The 21,923-nt window shown below is 38.3% G+C and carries 19 protein-coding genes, 1 pseudogene and 1 riboswitch; of the genes and pseudogenes, 8 read left to right on the top strand and 12 right to left on the bottom strand.

Going from position 1 to position 21,923, the window contains the following annotated elements:
• Window positions 1-126: 126 nt before the first annotated feature.
• Window positions 127-2,214 (top strand): bifunctional diguanylate cyclase/phosphodiesterase, encoded by a 2,088-nt coding sequence (locus IE222_RS15170; protein ID WP_191274205.1) that lies wholly within the window; start codon window positions 127-129, stop codon window positions 2,212-2,214.
• A gap of 184 nt (window positions 2,215-2,398) precedes the next feature.
• On the opposite strand, the gene IE222_RS15165 is transcribed toward IE222_RS15170, so the two are convergent.
• From IE222_RS15165 to IE222_RS15155, 3 genes are all read right to left on the bottom strand, one after another.
• On the bottom strand, window positions 2,399-3,421 hold the full coding sequence (locus tag IE222_RS15165) for a DUF3231 family protein (protein WP_191274238.1): 1,023 nt from the start codon (window positions 3,419-3,421) through the stop codon (window positions 2,399-2,401).
• Between the two features lie 91 nt (window positions 3,422-3,512).
• Window positions 3,513-4,376, bottom strand: a complete 864-nt coding sequence (locus tag IE222_RS15160) for a metal-dependent hydrolase (RefSeq protein ID WP_191274203.1) — start codon at window positions 4,374-4,376, stop codon at window positions 3,513-3,515.
• A gap of 180 nt (window positions 4,377-4,556) precedes the next feature.
• On the bottom strand, window positions 4,557-5,174 hold the full coding sequence (locus IE222_RS15155) for a nitroreductase family protein (RefSeq protein WP_191274202.1): 618 nt from the start codon (window positions 5,172-5,174) through the stop codon (window positions 4,557-4,559).
• Window positions 5,175-5,302: 128 nt separating this feature from the next.
• Here IE222_RS15155 and IE222_RS15150 point away from each other — a divergent pair, with 128 nt between their 5' ends.
• Window positions 5,303-5,659 (top strand): winged helix-turn-helix transcriptional regulator, encoded by a 357-nt coding sequence (locus IE222_RS15150; protein WP_191274200.1) that lies wholly within the window; start codon window positions 5,303-5,305, stop codon window positions 5,657-5,659.
• A 249-nt stretch (window positions 5,660-5,908) separates the two neighbouring features.
• Here the strand turns inward: IE222_RS15150 and cls are convergent, their stop codons facing one another.
• Window positions 5,909-7,363 carry a cardiolipin synthase gene (gene cls, locus IE222_RS15145; RefSeq protein WP_191274198.1) on the bottom strand — a complete coding sequence of 485 codons (1,455 nt, stop codon included), beginning with the start codon at window positions 7,361-7,363 and terminating at the stop codon, window positions 5,909-5,911.
• A gap of 451 nt (window positions 7,364-7,814) precedes the next feature.
• Here cls and IE222_RS15140 point away from each other — a divergent pair, with 451 nt between their 5' ends.
• A complete protein-coding gene (locus tag IE222_RS15140) occupies window positions 7,815-8,447 on the top strand; it encodes an SDR family NAD(P)-dependent oxidoreductase (protein ID WP_191274196.1) in 633 nt (210 codons plus the stop codon).
• 253 nt (window positions 8,448-8,700) lie between these two features.
• On the opposite strand, the gene IE222_RS26940 is transcribed toward IE222_RS15140, so the two are convergent.
• The 5 genes and pseudogenes from IE222_RS26940 to IE222_RS15120 form a co-directional block, all read right to left on the bottom strand.
• Entirely contained in the window at window positions 8,701-9,093 is a 393-nt protein-coding gene (locus IE222_RS26940; protein WP_223282728.1) for a COG4315 family predicted lipoprotein, read from the bottom strand.
• Between the two features lie 135 nt (window positions 9,094-9,228).
• Window positions 9,229-9,645, bottom strand: a pseudogene (locus tag IE222_RS26935) (YncE family protein); the annotation flags it as partial.
• Window positions 9,646-10,504: 859 nt separating this feature from the next.
• Window positions 10,505-10,867: a PIM8 family immunity protein gene (locus IE222_RS15130; protein ID WP_191274192.1), complete on the bottom strand. Its 363-nt coding sequence runs from the start codon at window positions 10,865-10,867 to the stop codon at window positions 10,505-10,507.
• A 38-nt stretch (window positions 10,868-10,905) separates the two neighbouring features.
• A complete protein-coding gene (locus IE222_RS15125; RefSeq protein ID WP_191274236.1) occupies window positions 10,906-11,676 on the bottom strand; it encodes a DUF817 domain-containing protein in 771 nt (256 codons plus the stop codon).
• A gap of 1,126 nt (window positions 11,677-12,802) precedes the next feature.
• Complete coding sequence (locus tag IE222_RS15120; RefSeq protein WP_191274191.1) at window positions 12,803-13,315, bottom strand: DUF2269 family protein; 513 nt, start codon at window positions 13,313-13,315, stop codon at window positions 12,803-12,805.
• 383 nt (window positions 13,316-13,698) lie between these two features.
• Between IE222_RS15120 and IE222_RS15115 the strand changes: the two genes are divergently transcribed.
• The 3 genes from IE222_RS15115 to IE222_RS15100 all read left to right on the top strand — a co-directional run bounded on the left by IE222_RS15115 (window position 13,699) and on the right by IE222_RS15100 (window position 15,434).
• A complete protein-coding gene (locus IE222_RS15115; protein WP_191274189.1) occupies window positions 13,699-13,977 on the top strand; it encodes an ArsR/SmtB family transcription factor in 279 nt (92 codons plus the stop codon).
• 77 nt (window positions 13,978-14,054) lie between these two features.
• Window positions 14,055-14,438: a VOC family protein gene (locus tag IE222_RS15110; RefSeq protein ID WP_191274187.1), complete on the top strand. Its 384-nt coding sequence runs from the start codon at window positions 14,055-14,057 to the stop codon at window positions 14,436-14,438.
• A gap of 390 nt (window positions 14,439-14,828) precedes the next feature.
• Window positions 14,829-15,434, top strand: a complete 606-nt coding sequence (locus IE222_RS15100; RefSeq protein WP_223282727.1) for a peroxiredoxin — start codon at window positions 14,829-14,831, stop codon at window positions 15,432-15,434.
• A gap of 146 nt (window positions 15,435-15,580) precedes the next feature.
• Here IE222_RS15100 and IE222_RS15095 read toward each other — a convergent pair whose 3' ends face one another.
• Complete coding sequence (locus IE222_RS15095) at window positions 15,581-15,775, bottom strand: histidine kinase (RefSeq protein ID WP_223282723.1); 195 nt, start codon at window positions 15,773-15,775, stop codon at window positions 15,581-15,583.
• Window positions 15,776-16,006: 231 nt separating this feature from the next.
• On the opposite strand from IE222_RS15095, the gene IE222_RS15090 reads away from it, so the two are divergent.
• Window positions 16,007-16,513: a CBO0543 family protein gene (locus IE222_RS15090; RefSeq protein ID WP_191274183.1), complete on the top strand. Its 507-nt coding sequence runs from the start codon at window positions 16,007-16,009 to the stop codon at window positions 16,511-16,513.
• Between the two features lie 231 nt (window positions 16,514-16,744).
• Here the strand turns inward: IE222_RS15090 and IE222_RS15085 are convergent, their stop codons facing one another.
• Both IE222_RS15085 and IE222_RS15080 read right to left on the bottom strand, forming a co-directional pair.
• Window positions 16,745-18,997 carry an EAL domain-containing protein gene (locus IE222_RS15085; protein WP_191274182.1) on the bottom strand — a complete coding sequence of 751 codons (2,253 nt, stop codon included), beginning with the start codon at window positions 18,995-18,997 and terminating at the stop codon, window positions 16,745-16,747.
• Window positions 18,998-19,077: 80 nt separating this feature from the next.
• A riboswitch (cyclic di-GMP riboswitch) is annotated at window positions 19,078-19,162 on the bottom strand.
• 232 nt (window positions 19,163-19,394) lie between these two features.
• Window positions 19,395-20,234, bottom strand: a complete 840-nt coding sequence (locus IE222_RS15080; protein ID WP_191274180.1) for a GGDEF domain-containing protein — start codon at window positions 20,232-20,234, stop codon at window positions 19,395-19,397.
• A gap of 374 nt (window positions 20,235-20,608) precedes the next feature.
• On the opposite strand from IE222_RS15080, the gene IE222_RS15075 reads away from it, so the two are divergent.
• Window positions 20,609-21,646 carry a DUF3231 family protein gene (locus IE222_RS15075; protein WP_191274178.1) on the top strand — a complete coding sequence of 346 codons (1,038 nt, stop codon included), beginning with the start codon at window positions 20,609-20,611 and terminating at the stop codon, window positions 21,644-21,646.
• Window positions 21,647-21,923: the final 277 nt, after the last annotated feature.

Below are 21,923 nucleotides of genomic sequence, written 5' to 3'. Positions count from 1 at the left end.
AAATCACACGTATTTCCGAGGTTTTCTTGGTATTATGGTAGAAATATAAATGGATGAACAGGAAATCATACTTGGTATCTTAGTATTCCGGTGATAGAGATTGACAGCATGAAGGGAGACCTGTGGATGAAGGAGCTTTTATTAGAACTAGAGCATGATTTTGATTCTATTTTGGATTTAATTGACTCTTTCAGCGATATTTTCTGTTTAAAGGATGGCGAAGGGAACTATGTCTATGTCGGCGGGAAGTTTTTCAAACTTTTAAACATAGAAAATAGCTGCTTAATTGGAAAGAGAAATATCGATTTAGCCTATCACTATCCTTTCTTACAAGAGTTATTTGAACAATCGGAGGTGACCGATGAACAAACATGGTTGAGTGGTTCATTCAGCCGATACCAAGATTATATTTATCATATTCATAATCAAACGGTGATCTATGATGTGATGAAGCTTCCGTTTTACTACAAGGACGGGAGACGGAAAGGTCTGCTGATCTTAGGAAAGGATATTACGGTTGGCAGAGAAAAGAAACGGGAGCTTGATACCACTCTAAAGGAATTAAACGACATTAAACAGGCAATGGATAAATCCGTCATCGTGGCGATTACAGATAACAAAGGATTCATTACCTACGTAAATGAAAAGTTTTGCGAGTTGTCAAAGTATGTGAGAGAAGAACTCCTCGGGCAAAATCATAGCCTCCTTAATTCTGGTTATCATTCCAAAGCATTTTTTAAAGAGATGTGGAGAACCATTGGCAACGGAAAGGTCTGGACAGGCGAGATTAAAAATCGTGCCAAGGATGGCTCCTATTATTGGGTAAAAACTAACATTGTCCCTTTTTTAAACGAGAATGGCGACCCTTACCAATATATATCCATTCGCCAAGATATCACAGACCAAAAGGAAACGGAAGAGAAAATTCGCTATAATGCGTTACATGATGAATTAACAGGCCTCCGTAATCGGCGCTGCTTTCATACCGATGTAGACTGCTGGATCCAAGAAAATAAACAAAAGCAAATGGCGTTGTTATTCCTAGATTTAGACCGATTTAAATATATTAATGACCACTTTGGACATAGGATGGGAGACCGGGTCCTTCAGGCGGTAACGAAGCGAATCACGAAGCATCTGGGTGAGTCGGGTGATGTCTACCGATTTGGGGGCGATGAGTTTATCATCATTCTAAGGGATTGCGCAAGAGAGAAGGCCAAAAGGTTAGCTAATGAAATTAGCGGCTTATTTGGAGCAGCTTTTCATATTCGAAATGAGCGAATTTATGTGAGCACCTCGATTGGCGTCAGTTTTTACCCCGATGACGGAGAGAATTTGGAATGCTTAGTCAAAAAAGCAGACAGTGCGATGTTTTCTGGAAAGAAAAACCGTACAAATGAGGTGCAATATTATTCATTTGAAATATACGAACAGCTATCTAAAAGGGTCGAAATGGAGCGGGATTTGCGGGATGCCATTAAGGAGAAGTCCTTTTCTTTACATTACCAGCCTCAGATCGATTTAGCCAGTCAGAAAATAGTGGGAGTAGAAGCCCTGATTCGTTGGCAGCATCATGCTTGGGGAAATATTCCGCCCAGTGAATTTATCCCGTTAGCGGAGGAAACCGGTTTGATTACTCCTATTACGGAATGGGTTTTAAAAACGGCCTTTCATGATCTTCAATCTTGGGTAAAAAACGGAATCAAACCGATTAGAATGGCCGTCAATATTTCAGCGATTCTTTTCCATGAAGATTTGGTTTCATTCCTAAAAAGAATACTGGATGAAACCAATATGAATCCTGCTTATGTAGAGTTAGAGATCACCGAAAGTGTGATGCAAAACCCGAGAATGACCATTCCGATTTTAAAGCAGTTACGTTCACTTGGGGTCAGACTGTCGATTGATGACTTTGGAACAGGGTACTCCTCCCTTGCCTGCCTGCGTGATTTACCGATTGATTGTTTGAAAATAGATCGTTCCTTTATTGAAGATATTGAGCGGGATCAGGGGATCATTGTCAAGACCATTATCGATATGGCCTCCCATTTAAACGTTGATGTGATAGCTGAAGGAATCGAAAAGCAGCAGCAATTACAATTTCTTTCTACCCTGTCTTGTAAGGAAGGTCAAGGCTACCTCTTCAGCCGGCCGCTGCCGAGCAAGGAAATTTCAACCTTTTTATTCAAACCCCTGATCAGCAGCCCCGTGTAAGGGTTTGGATGGTGCCTGACACCGTTTCGATTCGAAAAAAATCGGGCGGTGTCAGGCACTTTGATTTTACAATCACAAAATAGGCTAAATATACAAAATGGTAGAAATGCGTGCTTTTCTTCTTCTCCCCTGCATCTTTAAACGCATCCCACATTGGCTAATGAAGGTCAACTTTATTGGTAGATTAACCTCTATCGAATGCTGTTGGCGGTGATTCCATCCATTCTTTATCAATTAAAATATTTGCCCCATCATCAACAAATATGCCAACGTTCGCCATCGTTCTTAAATATAATGTACTTATATCCCTTCTTCCATTTACTGCAAGTGAATTTCCATACGACCTAATTTTCATGGAAAACATGTCAACTTTATGAAATAACATGATTTTATCGGAAAAAGGAGGATTGGTTGATGTTGTCACCAAATGGTCTATGTATGACGGTGTTGCCAAGTTTTCTTTATGAAGCTTTTCAATAAATTGCTTCACCGCTTTATCGGTCATATCTAAACCTCGTTTAAACAAAGCTTTTATTTTTTCGTCCTTAACCGTCTGATAAAATCCCAATAATAACGCTTTACTTGTTATGTTATTTTCAATGTTATCGTAAAGGTGGACGATTTCCATTGCATGCAGCGGTCTAACATCCCCAAACCAACCATTAAGAAAGCTTTGTTTATTAATAAATTGAGGTTTTTCAGGTGTTGGAATAATTGGAGGCTTAACAATTAATTTCTTTTCCATTAAAACATTATTAATCTGCCCCAATAGGATAACGGTGCATTGATTTGCATAAACAAAAAATTCTCTAATATCCTCCCTCATTACCAGCGGAATCGCCACGGAATATAGGCTCATACCGGCCTTAGCCGCATATTTTATATATTGTACGTAAAAATCATCTTCGTATAAACGCGGGGCACCAAGATTTACATCATCTTCTGAAAAACCTACAGGTATGGGGAAATTTTCTTTTCTTAAGATTACCTCTATCCTTTGCAAGAAATCTTTACTTACCGCTAACCCATTTTCCAAGACGGTCCGAATATACTCATCCTCACAATGTTGAAGAAAATAAGATAAGATTTGACTCGACATACTGTTCCCCATATAGGAAACCCAAAGTTTTCCCATTTCAACTGTTGTTAATGGCTGGGATTCATCTAATTCTTTTGTACTTATATTAATTGGTTTCATTATATCCATCGGGTTTATAATATCCAATTTCCTAATCCCCTTATCTTTTTTGGTTAGGATTAGTATTTAAATACAATTTTATTCCACTGACCTGCCTCGTTTAACGGGTAATGGATTCAAAGAGAAAGGATTGGCCGTTGCGATAGAATCTAGGGTCGTAAATACCGAGACGGTTACCGTCATCAATGACGACTACAAAGGGTGACCATTGGTAGAGAGTTTTTGCTTTTGGACTTTTTGAGAATAAATATTCAAGATCTGCATCCTCTTTAGAATGGAGGACATACTGGGTTTCCTTACGTTGAAAGATTCCGTCCTGAAGGATGGTCACGCTTCCCTCCTGTTTTGCGATGACTTGAAAGGTAGTCGGAATGAAGCCAGCTGATAAAGCAATTTGCTCATAATCTTGATTGTACTTTTGATAGAAATAATAACCTTGCAGACTTTGCAGGACAACGTGAAGTGCCATTAACAGCCAAGCGGCTCGGAAATAATAGGGCCTCTTCGTGACCTTCTTCCTCGATAAATAATAACAGCTGCCAATGATTCCCCAGAATACAAAGTCAATAATCGGGATGGTCCCAAAGGTGATTCTGTCCTGAGAAAATGGCTCCAGATAACCTGTTCCCCAAGCATTAAAGAGATCACTTGTATCATGAATCACGACAGCAAGCCATCCTAGAAAAAAGATCCGCCTGTCCCTGACTTTAAAAATAAGCAGACATACCACATAAAACAATAAAGCCCATATTGGTGTAAGAAAAATGGAGTGGGTAATGCCGCGATGCCACATTTGATAAAGCCCTTCTGTATCCCATAGCTGGGAAATCACATCACTATCCGGAATCTGGCTTGCTCCTATGGAAGTGAAAAAATATGCCTGTTTTGTTCTTCGATCCATCTGATCTTTATGGATGGAACTATATAATGAAAATCCAAAAAGAGTATGTGTAATCGTATCCAAAGCTACTCCTCCACAAATCATGAGGTTTTTATAAAGACGTCTCCATCAACCTTAATTCGACATAATCGAACGATGTCCTTCCTTGACGAATGGATTCCCTCTGAAAAGTTGGGGCAGTCCTCTAACTCACCTACCATTTGATTGAGTGAAGGAGCAGTTCGGAGGTGCCTGGCACCCTTTTTAGATGAACCTTACCTTATCTTTTATTGCGAGGCGTGTTGTCTGATAAGCTGGTGCGTTTTCTTTCCCCAGCGTAATCAGGACAATCGGAAAATAGCGATCAGATACATTGAAGCGCTCCGAGAACTTAACTTTATCAAAACCGCCCATTGGCCCTGTTGCATAGCCGCGTTCCTTGGCAATCAGCATAAATTGCATGGCGGTTAGTCCGGCATCGAACGTTGCTAAGTTCTTGCGTACTTCCTCAGGTGCATATGGATAAGTTTTTTTGGCATTACCGACGAGCACTTCTTTGCTTGCATCATTAATATATCCTGCGGCCGACATGCTGTCATAGACTGGATCGATATTTTTATAAAATTCTTTATCGCCTAATACCGCGATGACGGCTGTAGCCGTTTCAATCTGCTCCTGATTATAGGCAATCGCCCGCAAGTCTTTCCTCTCTTCAGGATTTAGAAAAACGATAAATTCCCATGGCTGCAAATTGCTCGTTGAAGGTGCCATTGTTGCAGCCTCCAGCATCTCCAGAATCTCTTCTCTTTCAATCTTAAAGCTCGGGTCGTATTTCCTAACTGAGCGTCGTTCTTTAATGACGGTAAGAAGTGTTTCAGACATTTGAATACCTCCAGTTAATAGGACTAATTTTTAGTAAGTTCAATTACAGCATACTTTTAGTAAGTTCAATATGTCAAGTGTTTTATGATATAGTATGATTAATGAAAGTTGAAAAGGGGTTGCAGCGAATGACTAGGAAGGCGAAAGAGTGTGAGCCAATCAGTGAATCATCGTGCGATTCGTACCGGCTCGCAATTGAATTTATCGGAAAACGCTGGACGGGGATGATTATTTATCAACTATTAGAGGGGCCGAAGCGCTATTATGAATTGCTACATGCGATTGATGGGATTTCGGACAGGCTGCTAACGGAGCGGTTGAAGGATTTGGAGCTAGAAGGTTTGCTGAAGAAGCATGTCATTGCAGATGCCCCGAAAAAAGTGGAGTACGAACTGACTCCTCCCGGGTATGATTTCGTAGAAGTATTTAAAGCCATTATGAACTGGGCGAGGAAAAAAGAAGAGTACTTGAAAGGCGAAAAATGAGCATGACAGGTGCTAAAAAGAGACATCCCATTCAAAAGTGGCGCTCTACCGTAAGGGTGGTGGTTGTCAGAACTGGTTATTTGTGAAAACCACCCTTGTGTGCCTTTCTACGGCAGGGTGGCTTTCTTATTTTCTAATATGTTTTTCCGAAAGTGAAAAGCAGCGATTTCCCGCTTAATGACCTTCAAATCTTCTGTAGTATTTCAAGAAATGTTTCCATGATAATTCGGGCGGTGCCGCCACAGGTACCTATAAAATTGGAGAAAGCAGACGGGAAATGGATTCTTTAAATCGGACCATCCCGGATCGTTTTTTATACTCTTCCAAAGTCAGTTCCACACTAACTTGACTATCTGCTAAGAACAAATCACGGAGATTCCTGGCAATTTCCTCGTCATAAATCAGGGCATTCACTTCGAAGTTAAGCCTGAAGCTGCGGAGATCAATATTGGTTGTGCCGACAGAGGCCACTTCATGGTCCACCACAATTGTTTTCGCATGCAAAAACCCATTCTCATATAACAAAATTTTGGCACCGTAAGGCAGCAGTTCACCCGCATAAGCAAGGTTCGCCCAACGGACAAAAGGATGATCGGGCTTATTCGGAATCATAATCCGCACATCCACTCCGGAAAGCAGGGCCATTTTACAGACGTCCATAAAGCTTGAGTCCGGGACAAAATAAGGTGTTTGAATATACACACTCTTTTTGGCCGACATAATCAGCTTCAAGTACATATTTTTTAAATGCTCGGTCATGGAGTTCGGGCCGCTTGAAATCATCTGGATCGCGCTGCTCCCGTTATGCCGCTCTTCCGAGATGGAATACGCCTCATAATCAATGATTTCTTGCTTTGTGGCTTGTTTCCAATCCAATACAAATCGGCCTTGAATATGTGTCACCGCATCTCCGGTAATTTTCAGATGGGTATCACGCCAATTTCCAAATTTCTTATCCAGTCCTAAATATTCATTCCCAATATTGAACCCGCCAATATAAGCCATTTCTCCATCAATGATACAAAGCTTCCGGTGGTTACGTGTATTAAATCGGAAATTAACCAATTTTAGAAACGAAGGAAAAAATACCTCTACCTCGCCGCCGCTGTCTATCAGCTCCTTAAAAAAAGAACGATCCATCCTTCTTGAGCCCACTTCATCATAGAGAACTCGAACCCGGACACCTTCCTTTGCTTTCTTTGTCAGTTCATCCCGCAGCCTCTTCCCCAGAGAATCACGCTGAATGATGTAATACTCGAGATTAATCTCCTTCTTGGCATTCTGAATATCTGCGAATAACGACTCGAATTTATCTCTTCCATGCTGAAAAATAATGACCTCATTATCGTCCGTCAGTAAGGCGTTCGATGACCTCATGTTCATTGTAATTAAATCCGCATGCTTCTTGAGCAACGGCTTTTCGTTAAAATCAGACTGGGCCAACTGCTCAAGCTGTATGTTTACAGCTTCATTTAGAAAAGTTCTCTCTCCCTTTGAAAGCTGATAAAAATTCCTTTGCTTCAACTGCCGTCCTAAAAAGATGTAGATAAAAAAGCCTAGAATCGGGAGAAAAAAAAGGACCATCAGCCAGGCCCAAGTCGAGCTGACGTCTCTTCGCTCCACAAAAATAACCACAATAGCAAATAATATATTTAAGATCGTAATAAGCGCAACAAGAATCGCAATCACATTATGTATCTGCATAAGTCTAACTCCTATAATGACAATGTTTTTTGTTCAACAAATAGTGTGCGGTAAGTTCTGTCTTTAGTCAAGAACGGGGGGACAGGCTCATTGTCTCATTCTTAGTATGGACCTTTGTACCAGTTATTCCAATAATAACAAAAGGACACAGCTCCTGTCCCCGTTCCCTAACTAGAACTAAGAAATTTATCCTTCAGTTAAAAATAGTAGAATAGTAAGCAGCTTACTATTTCATGGTTACATAATAAAAATTGCCGCCTTATCTTTTAAGAACATAATCGGTAAATAGCGAAAAGAATCTAGGAATACTAAAGCTTTATTTCCATTCATATACATCTAGATGTAAGCTCAACAATTCGGTTAGTAAAACGATAAACTACTATGAAAAGCTACATAAATGTTTACACGCTGTTTCTTGATCCACAAAAAAAAGTAAAGGGTGAGCATCAATATGGCAAACAGAGTAGCACTTGTAACCGGAGCAGGAACCGGTTTAGGTCGGGCAATCGCAAAGGCTTTTGCAAACGAAGGATTAACAGTCGTTTTAAATGGACGAAGCGAGGGGAAATTACGAGAGGTTGAAGACGAAATTGGATGCAGCAAAGTCATTGTTATTCCAGCAGATGTGACGGATGAGCGAGAGATCAATGCTCTACGGAACAAATTGCTGCAGCAAACTGGACGATTAGATATACTTGTGAACAACGTTGGCGGTGTTCCTGCCATGGGGCAGATTGAGGATATGACGTTAGATCAATGGAATCAAGTGATTGACAAAAACCTCACAAGCCAATTTTTAATGACAAAAGCCTTTCTTCCAGCACTTAGGAATAGCGGAAATGGAAAAATTATTTCTGTGACCTCGGCCATGGCCCATTTTTATGTAAAAGGATTTAGCGCATATTCGGCCGGCAAAGCAGGGGTTGAATCACTTATGAAAACGGTAGCGGAGGAGGAAAAGGGCAATAATATTGAAGTTCATTTATTTGACCCGACCAATGTTGTTTCAGAAGCAAATCCCAATGGCGAAAAAGACCCGATGGAAGTAGTAGGACCGTTATTGGACATAATAAATAAAAGCTAACACTTCCAAAAACTTAATGGAACAACGCTCCTTTAGTGTACCAATAATCGCTAATATAAATATCCTTCCATTGTATTTCTCAATGGAAGGATACTATAAAAATATTTAACTTAATCCTGTAAATCTCCCTTAACCGTATCCCTCGCTATGTTATACCCTTTGAATCCTTCATTAAACCTAGCAAAAGATCTTAGGAAAATTTTTTATGAGATATCGAAATTCTCTTATACTTGCTTCCAAATCAACCAATGACCTATTCCTTTTCCTGCAGGAAATGTTTATTAACAACAAACCACACATCCTTTACACCCTGTCCTTTTATATCACCTGGCTGCTGATCATTGACAAAATAATAGAGCGGGTACCCTTTATAGGTTGTCTGCCTCTGGCCATCTTCTCTTATTATGGTGTTAAAATCATTTTTATGGAAACCAGCAGGAGCTTTTATAGAATCAGCATAAAACGGCGGCCAAATTTTTAAGCATTCACCTGAGCAATTGCTCACCCCTGGTGTATCCTTTTTAAAATAATACAATGTCATACCATTCTGATCCGCCAAGTATTTTCCAACCTCTTCTGACTGTAACACCTGCAATTTATTGGGACTTCCATCGTTAATGGTATCTATAATCGTTTGACTCTTCACATCAACAAGGGAAATGGATAAATCACGATTAAGGACATAAGCACGGGCTGAGTCAGAGCTGAAAACAATGGCTTGCCTCGGCTCCAAGAAGCCTTTGATCGTTCCAATTACCTTGTTATCCGAAGCCGTGATAACATTCAACGTGTTATCTGCCTTGTTGCTGGCGAAAAGCCACTTGCCATCTGGTGAAAGGGCTGCACCGTAGGGCTCCTGGCCAACAGCTATCTCATCCATAATTTCTCCTTTAGAGAGATCTACAACAGAAATACTGTTACGTCCGCTGTTTGCCGCATACAACTTGCTTCCATCAGCACTAACGGATATCGCGCGGATTTTCGAAAAGCCGGTAATTTCGCGGACAATGTCATTAGCAGCAGCATCAATAACAGATACCTTATCCCCTTCAAAATTTGTTACAAATACGCTCTTCCCGTCCTTTGAGACAGCAATTCCCTGACGCGGCTGTGCAAATCCTGTGATTACCTCAACTGGCTTACGTTTTTCAAGGTCCACAACCGTGACAGTACTATGTGCTTGATTATTCACATACATAGTACGCTGATTAGGGCTTACTGCTGTTCCAAATGCACCTGGTCCAACTACTATCTCATCCTCAAGCTTTAATGTTTTTGTATTAATAAACCGCAATGTGCCGAGTGTGCTGTCTGAGACAACAAACTGTGTTCCGTTGTTAATGAATACAATATTTCGTGGTGTAACAAAGCCATCGATTGTTTTACGCAATTTACCTTTACCTAAATCATAGACAAATAGGGTCGACTCCCTGCTATCCGAAACAATGGCTGTCTTTTCATCAGGGCTTATGGCTAGAGAATTATTCGTAATATGGCTGTCAAAACCAGTATTTGCTTCATTCCCCTTTTTCTCATTACCAGCAGCAAAAACTGCTGCAGGCAACATGATCAGAACCAGAAAGGCTGTAAAAATAACACTTCTAAATCTTTTTTTAATCATCCGTCTGCACCTCACATTTTTATGTTTTTATCTTTCACTTTAGTAAACGGAGTATTTCGACAAATGGTTTGATAGATTTATAAAATTTTTATCAAAAAGGCTGTGTTAAACTTGGCTGTTGATTTACGCTACAGACGCTTCGCTTTCCGCGGGCGTGCCGGCGAGTCTCCCCTGCCCCGTACTCCCGCAGGACATTGAATTACATCCTTGAACTCGTCCACGCACGAAGGAAATTCGTCAGCATTTTCGAGGAGTCTTCGCGCCTTCTGCTCCAATCAACAGAGTTAAAAAATCAACCATGACCTTTAACACAGCCATCAAAAAAAAGAGGCTGGGACAAAACCCACCTCTGAGATGAAAAAGAAACTGGAACAAATGCTGTTAACCCTTTAACCATTCCGGGTGATTATAAGTTAAATTACCATAAAAAATTTCCTTATAGAATTTCTCTTACAGAAATAACTTCAATGTCTGTACAATAAAAGTGTAAAGTATCATCCTCGTAGTCTATCACTTCATATTTCTTATTTTCCCATCCTCTATCACTTATATCATAAATCTGAAGTGACAGCTGATGATAAATACCCCCGCTTTCAAAATGGATTCGATTAGGGTTGTAGAAGCGAAAGCAGGAAATCCACTGTTTTTCTTTATCCTTAATAATAAATTCTACGTCGAGTAAACAATTGTCACCAGAATATCTATTTTGAAAGTTCATAAAGAAGCCATGGATATTTTCTATATTTTGTAAGGAAAAGTCTTTAACTTTCTCCGTTATAAGACTACTATTTTTTATCATTTCAAACACTCCTTGTCGGATAAAAATGGACCAGCCACTTACCTTGAGCAATTTTTCCCCTTAACCTGCTTTAACGTCGCCACTATAAGAAAGCTAACAATCACTAATAAGACCCAAGAACTCACCTTCCCTAGATGCACGAGGCTCCATGCATCGGTTTGATCTGGATATTCCCATGCTCCAAAAAACGTTGCAATATTTTCAGCTATCCATATAAAAAATCCGATGAGCACAAAAGAAAGTGCCAGCGGCATACGGTAACGAGTTCCATCAACCTCATATGTGACCCATGATTTCCAAAAAACCATTATGACAAGTGCGGATAACCAAAGGCGGACGTCCATCCAATAATGATGGGTGAAAAAGTTCAAATAAATTGCAGCTGCAAGAGGGACAACGACCAAAAACGGCGGCCACTTGATCAGTTCAACCTTAAGCCTTCTCCATGCCTGACATAGATAACTCGCCACACTTGCATACATGAATCCGCTATACAAAGGCACTCCCAAAACTTTCACATATCCTTCCTCTGGATAAGACCAGGAGCCCATATGTGTCTTGAAAATTTCAAGAGCAAGCCCGATTAGGTGAAACAGTGTGATGACCTTTAGTTCATCTCTTGTTTCAAGCCCAGAACGCACCATCCACCACTGCATGAGAAGGCAGATGATGAGCAGCCAATCATATCGCGGCAGGAAAGGAAGCGGAATAATTTGTGTCAAAGCTAAAGAAGCAAAAATAACGACAGGAAACAAACAGGATAAAGCCTGCTCCCAGCCAAAATGAACTAATTGTTTTAGAGCTGTTATGATTTGTGCCTTCAAAGTTTTTTTCTGAGAATCCTGTTGAATAGATAAATTCATAAGTAACTCCCCTTACATGGAAAAAGAAATCTTTCCTTTTCAATATGACAATGTACTAAATTTGCATTATATGATCCTTTTAAAAAGAATGTTGATCCTCGACCCATTAAAAGCACCTCACAAATTTTAAATTGATTATAAGATAAAATTTATCGTATTTCAATAAATTTTTACCCTTATTAGATATATTATTATTGAATTATCAAATCGATTCATTTTTTTAAAATAGGCTTGTTAAAATCGGCAGTTTAAATTTCGCTCCAGTAAACTCGGTTAAAAAGGCAAATAAAAAAGCACTCCGTTCCGTTTTGAGGTGCAAAAGGGAAACCCTATAAGGAGCTATCATTGCAATTGGTAGACAAAACACGAAAAAGCGTGGTTAATTTAACCACGCTTTTACTTGTGAGGTGCAAAACGGTAAATCGCAGACCGAAGCAAATAGCAAATAGCAAATAGCAAATCACATAAACTTCACAGGTTAATTCACAGTATATTTCACAGTCAAAAAGGCTTATAGATGCAAATATCTCTAAGCCTTTTTTAAATTTTTTCACGGAACCACTGGTAAGTTTCACAAGTTTATAAGATGCTAAAGCGAGTTTGATAAATAAACGGAGTAATTCCGCTTATTTAGAAAATATGATTAAAAATAGCTTAAATAGACGGAAAATTTCCGACTATTGACCCGAAAAACGTAAAAATCGGTAATTTCCCTTTGCTTAATCGGAAAATCTCCGCTTATTTGCCCCGAAACAAGCTCCATTCTTCATTTAACCGGAAAATCTCCGTTTATTTTAAATCCACTTGCTACTCGACTATAATCCAAATACTAAATCACATAATTTTCACATACCCTCCAATAATTATTTCATACCTTGTGACTTACTATGTGAATTAGGGAAACGATAAGCAATAAAAATCCCCCCAAATGTTGATAAATCAATAAAAAACTCACTGTGAATTTTATTGTGAATTCAAGTGCGTTTTGCTATGTGTTTTATAATGTTTGCACCTCTAAGGTAAACCCGTTATTAATAACCACGCTTATTCTAATTGCAATTAGCAATAAAAATTAACTTTGTTTTGAATGAAGTTTTTTCTTCTTCCAAGGTTTTAAAAACGAAATAATAAATATGAAAATTGTAACAATAACTTGAAAGTAAACCGCATATTGTCTTATCTCGTGATTTTGAATAAAGATTGGATTACTTAATGCCATTTCTTTTTGAGTTTCCAACAATTCCATATTTCCTACCATTAGTTTGTCTACAACAAAAATTCCAACGACTGTTTGTATAATGTATAGAACGAATTTAACACCAACCCATCTATGCTTGAAAAACCCCCAGTTAGTAAAAAATCCGTATGTGAATCCCACTAATAAAGTGCCAATTGCCCCCCATCTGACAATATTATCACTAATTATGATAATGTTTTTATAGCCAAGATAGGATTCATCATACTTTGTGAAATCAATATGAAGATTTAAAGCCAAGGAACTTAAAATACCTCCGAAAAATAATACTACAAGAAAAACGTGGATAATCTTCAGCCACTTCATACCTTTTGGTCCGATTTTTTCCATTCCCCAAACCCCCAAGTTGCTCTATTGTATTGTATTTTATTTTAATCATTATTTGTGCACCCTTTTATAAACATGTCCTTTACAAAAAGTGCCTTACCATTCTTGCTCTATTCATTATAATAGCGGGGGAATCATCTTATAATGAGCCGCAGTCTTAATTCTCTCTACTTCAGTAGTCTTACTTTGAAAAACTTCATTTGTTTGTTTTGTCCTTCATAATATAGGACTTTTACTGTTTTACCCTCCAAAAGTTGATGGTCTAGTATGTCCATGTTTTTCCTGAAAATGTACAATTTACGACTTTAAATACTGTTCCTTTATCACGCAACCATAGAGTTGCCCTACACTTGACAAGCAACCGAAGAGTTGCTTATACTCGACATATGAATTGGGACAGAGATGCGATATTTAAAGCACTTGGCGACTCGACTCGGCGCTTAATATTAGACGAACTTTCTGAACGCACCGAGCAAACGATGTATGAACTTACGGTACGCCTCATTACGAAGCACGACCTTTCCATCACTCGGCAGGCGATAGCTAAACATCTTTCTGTACTGGAAGATGCTGGGCTCTTAAAATCAGAGCGAAAGGGAAAATATCGAGTAGTTATATTTAACAACGAACCACTTAAAAATTTGCTAAAAGGATGGATAGAATAATTTTATTCAAAGTATTTCTCCTAGAGGCAGATTGTTAGCAAAGCACCCACGTGTAAAATCAAAGGAGGCACAACATAATGAAAATCATTGTAACCAGTTTATTCGTACAAGACCAAGACAAGGCACTGGAATTTTATTCAGAAAAACTCGGATTTGTAAAAAAGCATGACATTCCTATGGGAAAACATAGATGGATTACGCTTGTTTCTCCCGATGCTCTTGAGGGTACCGAGCTTTTACTCGAACCGAATGAGCATCCTGCCGCAAAGGAGTTTCAAAAAAAGATATTCGCCGATGGCATCCCAGCAACCATGTTTGGCGTTGCAGATATTCAAAAAGAGTACGAAAGATTATTGGAAAATGGCGTGAGGTTTACGATGGAGCCGACAAAAATGGGCCCAGTCACAATAGCGGTCTTCGACGATACATGCGGGAACCTTATTCAGATAGCGCAGCAGTAACTTTATGGAGAATTAATGTATAACGACTTTATACTTTAATTCACTAAGGAATAAAATTAAAGAGCTAAAATATGCAAGCTTTTATGTATTACTTGCGTATTTTGGCTCTTTTTTATTAATAGCATTTTTAAAATTCAACACAAGTACTTATTTAAAGCACTTTTAAAAATAAATTCTATGATTTTATCGGCGAATTTTTCGTATTTATCAGCGAAACGAGACCATTTATCGGCGATATTTTGATTTTATCGGCGAAAACAACAAATTTATCGGCGAATCGCCAAAAATACAATATAAAATCCCCCCATACCACAATAGGCTCAATAGGACAAAAACCCGAACATACACTAGAAATGGAATGACTTGCAACTGAAATGAGGTGGAATGGCAATGCCCGAGAATAGACTAGAAGATCCCCGTCTCCCCTTTTGCGCCCTGCCTACGGAGGCGGCGCCTTTATTTACGGCTGAAGCTTACGACAATATGGAAAAGAAAATCAAACAGGTCAGTGTGGAGAGTTATCGCGGAAAGTGGCTGATTTTAATTTTTTATTCGAGTGATTTCACGTTTGTTTGACCGACAGAACTGGCAGCGGTCGCTGCTATTTATGATCAGTTGAGGTATCTGAATACGGAGGTTCTTGCAATTAGTACGGACAGTGTGTATGCCCATAAAGTATTTGCGGAGATTTCCCCATCGGTCTCCAAAGTGCAATTCCCTCTGGTAAGCGACCGGACGCAGGCGGTCAGCCGGGCTTATAGGGTTCTCAATCAGCAGATCGGGGCATCGTTCAGAGCAACCGTTATCATCGACCCGGAAGGAATAATTGCCGCCAAACTGCTATACCCGCCGGAAGTAGGACGAAATGTGTACGAGATAATGAGAATCATTCAGGGAATCCAGTATGGCAGAAGCATGGGAGAAGGAGTCCCCGCCAATTGGATCCCCGGCCAGCCTGGAATCATTAGGGATCCAAAGAATATTGGAAAAATCTAATCTGAGCAGTGCATGCGCCCTCATAGCAACGGATGACTAATCCAAAATTTAACCGGTGTCAGGCACTAAAACCGCTGTACCTGGCACCGAGTGCTCCTTGCCTCTTGATAACTGTCAGCGGTGACAGCTGCACGTTAGATTGTGCCTTACCCCCGCTTCTTTTCTTCATTTTCTGGAAAAAGAAAATAGGATATGACTCCCGAAAATAGTGCTGCTCCAATTGCAATAATTACTCTAATTCCTAGTTGTACCTCTGAATATTCTTCATTAAGCATCCAAAGTGCTACAACCATAACGATTATCATAATGGGCATCACAAATGTAAATCTTTTCTGTTTCAATTTTCAACTCTCCCTCCTGTCCCCTTTTTACCCTATTATACATAAAGGAACGAGGAATGACAGGCGTTTAGTTAATGGTCTGAGTTAGGGAGACCTGGTATGGGTTATTCTATGAACGAACCATTCTATTCCGGGTGTACTAAATAATAAACTTGTAGAAATTTGTATGATTTAGAAGGAAAAAGTCACTTTTTGTCGAAATAATTAGGAACAAAAGGTGGAGGTTATTAAATGAAAATAGAGTATATAATTGAATTAGGATCTTGTATTCTAGCCCTTGGGCTGCTTTTTTTTGGTGTTCCCAAGAGCAAGCTTCGGGAAATGAGCGTTAGCATCTTATTGATGCAATCACTCACATGGCTGCTTGGCGGTATCGTTGTTGAACTGAAGCTTATTGAATATCCAACCCGTTTGTTCAGCTATGCCTTTAGAACCAGTTTTACCTTTGAATTCATCGTCTTTCCCATCATCAGCGTACTATTTAATTTATATTTCCCAAAAAAGTCTCCAGTCATGACAAAAATCCTGTACTCCATTACCTTCCCAACCATATTAATCATAGGGGAAGTTATTTTGAAAAAATACACAAATAATATCAAATACATCCAATGGAACTGGTTTTATAGCTGGAGCAGCATGTGGCTAACATTACTATTGGCATATGGTTTCTATAAATGGTTCTTTCAAAAACCCACACGAAACACGGGACAGAGGAATGGATCCCAAACCACTCTATAAAGGTAATTAACCCTAATCCTCATTACCACCCACACAAGGTTTAAGAGGAAAAGACACGACAAGTTAAATTCAAACTTGTCGTGTCTTTTTCATTTTTGGTATTCATTTCAAGTACATCGGGGTCTGACACTCTCTATTGATATCATTATAAGATAGAAAGGTTTAACACTAGCAGCAATCGCTTATAGAATCTATTATGGTTAAACCTCATAATCTCCATTGCTTTTGCTCCTATATATTAACAGGTAACATAACATCAACTGTTGTTCCTTGATTCAACACACTATTTATGTCGATTCGGCCACCATGTTCTTCCACAATTTTATGAGTAATCAGTAAGCCTAGTCCCGTTCCTTTTTCTTTTGTACTATAAAAAGGCTCCCCAATCCTTTTCATTCGCTCCTCTGAAATCCCAATTCCCTGGTCTATAAACCTAATTGTGATATGGTCCATACCTTTAGAAAGGATTTGCACCTTAATTGTTCCGCCATCTGGCATGGCTTCGATTGCATTTTGTAGAATTCGAATGAAAACCTGTTTGATTTGGGCTTGATCGCAATGTATACTTGGCAAATTAGACTGAGTTTCGTATATGATTTCAATATTATTCATATTCAACTGCGGCTTAACAATTAGTAGAACTTGCTGAAAAAGAGAAGTAAGATTCGTTTCCACTAAAGATGGTGCTCTTGTATTGTCAAAGCTTAAGAATTCACTTACAGTCTCCTCTAATTTTTTGATCTCAGCTAACATTGTGTTGAGATAAATGGGCTTATCTATTTCCTTCTGCAATAATTGGACAAATCCTTTAATAGTAGTAAGCGGATTTCTAATTTCATGTGCGACACTTGTTGCAAGCTGGCCAACGATAGAAAGCTTCTCAGATTTTCGAATAAACCGTTCCGTTTTCTTACGCTCTGAGATATCACGTGCTACAATAACAATTTGTTTGACTTCATTGCTTTCATCTAATACAGGCGTAGCTTTCAATTCAAAATCAATCCAATATCCATTGACATGTTTTAATCGAATCTCTGTTTCAATAGGTGCCTTGGATTGTATTGCATTAGCGTATATATTTTCTACTCGTTGATGGTCATCAGGATGCATCATCTCAAAGATTAAATGCCCTTCATATGCTTCTGGTGGATATCCTAAAATTAACTCGTGAGAAGGTGAAGCATACTCCAACCTATAATTTGTATCGATTACTCTTATGAGGTCTTGGGTATTTTCCGTAATGATTCGATATTGGGATTCTCGTAGCCTTAAAGATGCTGTTAGTTGCTTTTGTTCCGTAATGTCAATAGTTGATCCAATAACTTCTGTCACTACTCCCCCTCTTCTAATTGGAGTTAAAGAGGTAAGATAGGCAATCCCATTGAATTCTCCATCGAAGGTAATATTCTGTTCACCATTCCAGGCTCTTTGATAATATCTCTCTTTTTTCACTGCGTCAGCAAAAGGAATGATATCTTTTAACTCTTTCCCAATCACATGTTCTAGAGAAATTCCCATTCGATATAATAATTTGCCATCACTTAAGGTGTGGATAAACTTCCCATCTATTTTTTTAAATTTAAAAATTACACCTTGCTGCAATCTCACCGTATCACGTAAATCTTGGCGGGTTCTTTCTATCATTTCTTTATACAACTTTTGATGAGATACTTCTTGAGGAATCCCCTTTTGAATAACTATTTGCTCAATATTATCAATCTGTTTCATGAGTTCATCCGGGGGGAGAGGCTTACTGAATAAGTAGCCTTGACCAATATTGCAATGATTTTGCTGTAAAAAGATTAATTGGTCTGCGGAATAAATCCCTTCTGCTACGATATTCATTTGTAATTGATGTGCCATTTCAATGATCGATTTAACAATGGTTCCATCATTCAAATCTGTGTAGCAATTCTGTACAAAGGATTGGTCTATTTTTATAGTGTCTATCGGCAATTCCTGCAAATAGTGAAACGAATTAAATCCAGTACCAAAGTCATCCAAACTTATTTGCACACCCAGACCTTTTAATTCTCTGATCACTTTAGGAGCCTGGAAGGCATCAAGCATAACTCCCTCCGTAATTTCAAAATTAAGAAATTTAGGTGTAAGCTTTGTTTCTGTTAATATTTGCTGGACTTTGTCGGCAAATTCCGGTTGATAGAGCTGCGGCGCCGATAGGTTAACAGACATGAGCATATGTACATATCCTGATTCCTGCCATTCCTTAATTTGTAAACAGGCTGTACGTAATATCCATTCTCCTAATGGGATAATCAAGCCTGAGTTCTCTGCAAATGGGATAAATTCTAACGGCGGTAACAGCCCCTTCTCTGGATGCTCCCATCGAACCAGTGCTTCAACTCCAATAATTTTACCTGAAACTAAATCAAGCTTTGGTTGATAATAAAGGCGGAATTCCTTTCGCTCCATCGCCTTTATGAAATCCTCCTCCACTTGTAAAGCTTCATATATTCGTCCCATCCTCGCATTACACCACCATATTCCAAATTAAAAAATAAAAAGAACCAATCATATAACCGATTGGCACATTTAAATCCTGCATCGGTAACTGGCTGGCATAATCAATTGATCTTAGCCCCTGTAGCTTTGCGTCCTCATTTTTCAATGAATTTGCCTTTATCATTTATTTAATACAAATATATATTTAGCTTATTTTATAGCGTATATTAACAACTTTTCTATTAATTTACTTTTTTAGGTACTTAAAACTATTCTCAGTATAACGTAAGCACCTAGGAAATCCAATATGATTAGACAAAATTCACCACTTTTATATAATATCTTCATAATACTATTTAAAAGTCCATTGCCTTCCTGCTTTGAATTCTAAATTTTGGATAGAGCATTTTAAAGGCTATTACCGTTCGAAAATAACCACTTGATTTCTCCCGTTTTCCTTTGCTTTATATAATGCTTGATCTACCTGCTCAATCCAATCCTCCACATTCTCTCCACTATACAAAGCTGCTCCTATGCTTATACTAAGATGGATATGTTTTCCCTTATAGGTAAAACCCTCTTCTACAACTGATTTACGAATACTTTCTGCTAATTTTCTACCTTCGTCTAAATTTGTATTTGGCAAAATAATGGCGAATTCTTCGCCACCATACCTGACATACACATCCGTACTTCGCACATTACTTTTAATGATCTCCGAAATATGTTTAAGCGCTTCATCACCACACTGATGACCGTTATTGTCATTGATCAATTTAAAATGATCAATATCTAACATAATAAGAGTTAAAGGACTTATATTTTTTTGAATTATTTTCTCCATGTATAAATCAAAATATCTACGATTATACAATCCAGTTAATGTATCAATGACAGCAAGTCTTTTAAAATCCTCTAAAACTTTATTGTACCTTATACGAAAATAACTAACCGTTATAAGAATCGAACCATTAACGAATGAGCCTGCAATGAGTAAGATCCTTTCAAGGTTATCATTCAAGACTCCATCACTTATGACGATTGAATACTTTAAAAAGCTAAAAAACGCCGCTGACCCAATAATGATCTTCCACTTAGGATGCATAATGATGATTAAAATATTGGGTACCAAAAATAGAGACCAGATAAACACTGAAAATCTTTCATATTTTTCTTTCAAACTATAATCTATCATGATAGGAAGTGCGGAAAATATTACCATTATTATCCAATATATATATTTTTGTTTTCGTGACATTTGATTACCCCATATGATTTATTCCTGAAAACAATCCTTTTAGTCCATTATAAATTACCTATTATTTTTGTAAAAAAAACCATTAATGGTTTTCCTTTCATTTCAACATTTTATATGATTCTTTCATTTTCATAAAGCATACAAAGGCAAATACATGGATAATTCTTTTATAATCATTCATTGGAGCTTAACTTGAATGCTGCCACTCTCTACCACTTAATGAAAAAAGCTACCCAAATAATGGACAACTACTTACCAATGCAAATTTTCTTATGATAAAAGAAAAAACATTCCTTTTTTTGTATGAATTGTCGTCAATTATTACATCATAAACATATGGATAGTGTGTAAAAAGGGGAAGGTGAATTTTGGAAATGACAAGTCTAAATGGTAAAAACGTAATGTCTGAAAACGATATTCCACTTACTGCTTCGGAATTAGCGTTTCTTTGGGCACAATATATTAACGATACTTTAAATATTTGTGTAATGAAGTATTTCCAAAATATTTGCGAGGATAAAGACATCCTTCCGCTTATTGAAAATTCCATAAATATATCGCAAAAGGATATAAAAATTATCGCAGAGATTTTTTCCAAAGAAAAACACCCGATACCAGTAGGATTTACGGATGGGGATGTCAATGTAGATGCACCAAGACTGTATTCGGACTCATTTATCCTTATGTATATACAAAAGCTGGAAATGCTTGCGATGGCAAGCGTTAGTATGGCAATTGGTCTATCGGCTCGTTCAGATGTAAGTCAATTTTTTAGAGATTTACTTGTTTCCGTTTCCGACCTACACGATAAGGCCAGAAAAGTGATGTTATCAAAGGGTGTTTATGTCCGGCCGCCGCAAATACCTACACTAAAAAAAGTTGACTTTGTAGAAAAACAAAGTTTCTTATTTGATTTTCTAGGACAACATAAAAGGCCTTTAACAGCCATTGAGATTACACACCTTTTTAATAACGTTCAAACAAATGCTTTGGGCAAAACAATGATGATGGCATTTGCACAAGTCAGTAAAAATGAGGAAGTAAAACAATTCTTTATAAGAGGAAAAGAAATTGCCAAAAAGCATATGAAAAAATTTAGTTCAATTCTAATAAACGAAGACATTCCTGCCCCCATGAGTTGGGATGCACATGTAACAGATAGTACCGTTGCTCCCTTTTCAGATAAATTGATGATGTTTCAAACAACTTATTTGAATGCCGCAGGGATAGGTAATTACGGTATGGCAGCCGGAACTTGTCAAAGAATGGATTTAAGTGCCACATTTACTCGGCTTGCAGCGGAAATTGCCTTATTTGCGGAAGATGGTGCAAATATCCTGATCAAACACGGATGGTTAGAAGAACCACCTAAATCCGCAGATCGCCAAGCGCTTATCGATCAACCGAAGTAACATACATTATATAATCCAGGGCGTGACAGGTACCGTTATAATCTGCCTCATGAAGGACATTTTCCTCTTCTGGCACCCTATTAAATGTCCTTCAGTGGCTTCATGAAGACCATTTTTCTCTTCTGCACTTATTAAATGTCCTTCATCTGCCTTATGAAGACCTTTTTCCTCTTCTCGCACCTGTCAAATGTCCTTCATCGGCTTTATGAAGACCTTTTTCCTCTTCTCGCACCTGTCAAATGTCCTTCATCGGCTTTATGAAGACCTTTTTCCTCTT

It is taken from the genome of Neobacillus kokaensis, assembly GCF_014656545.1.
GTDB classification, from domain to species: domain Bacteria; phylum Bacillota; class Bacilli; order Bacillales; family Cytobacillaceae; genus Neobacillus; species Neobacillus kokaensis.
Note: the sequence above shows the minus strand (reverse complement) of the source record. Positions and strands in the feature narration are given on the sequence as shown.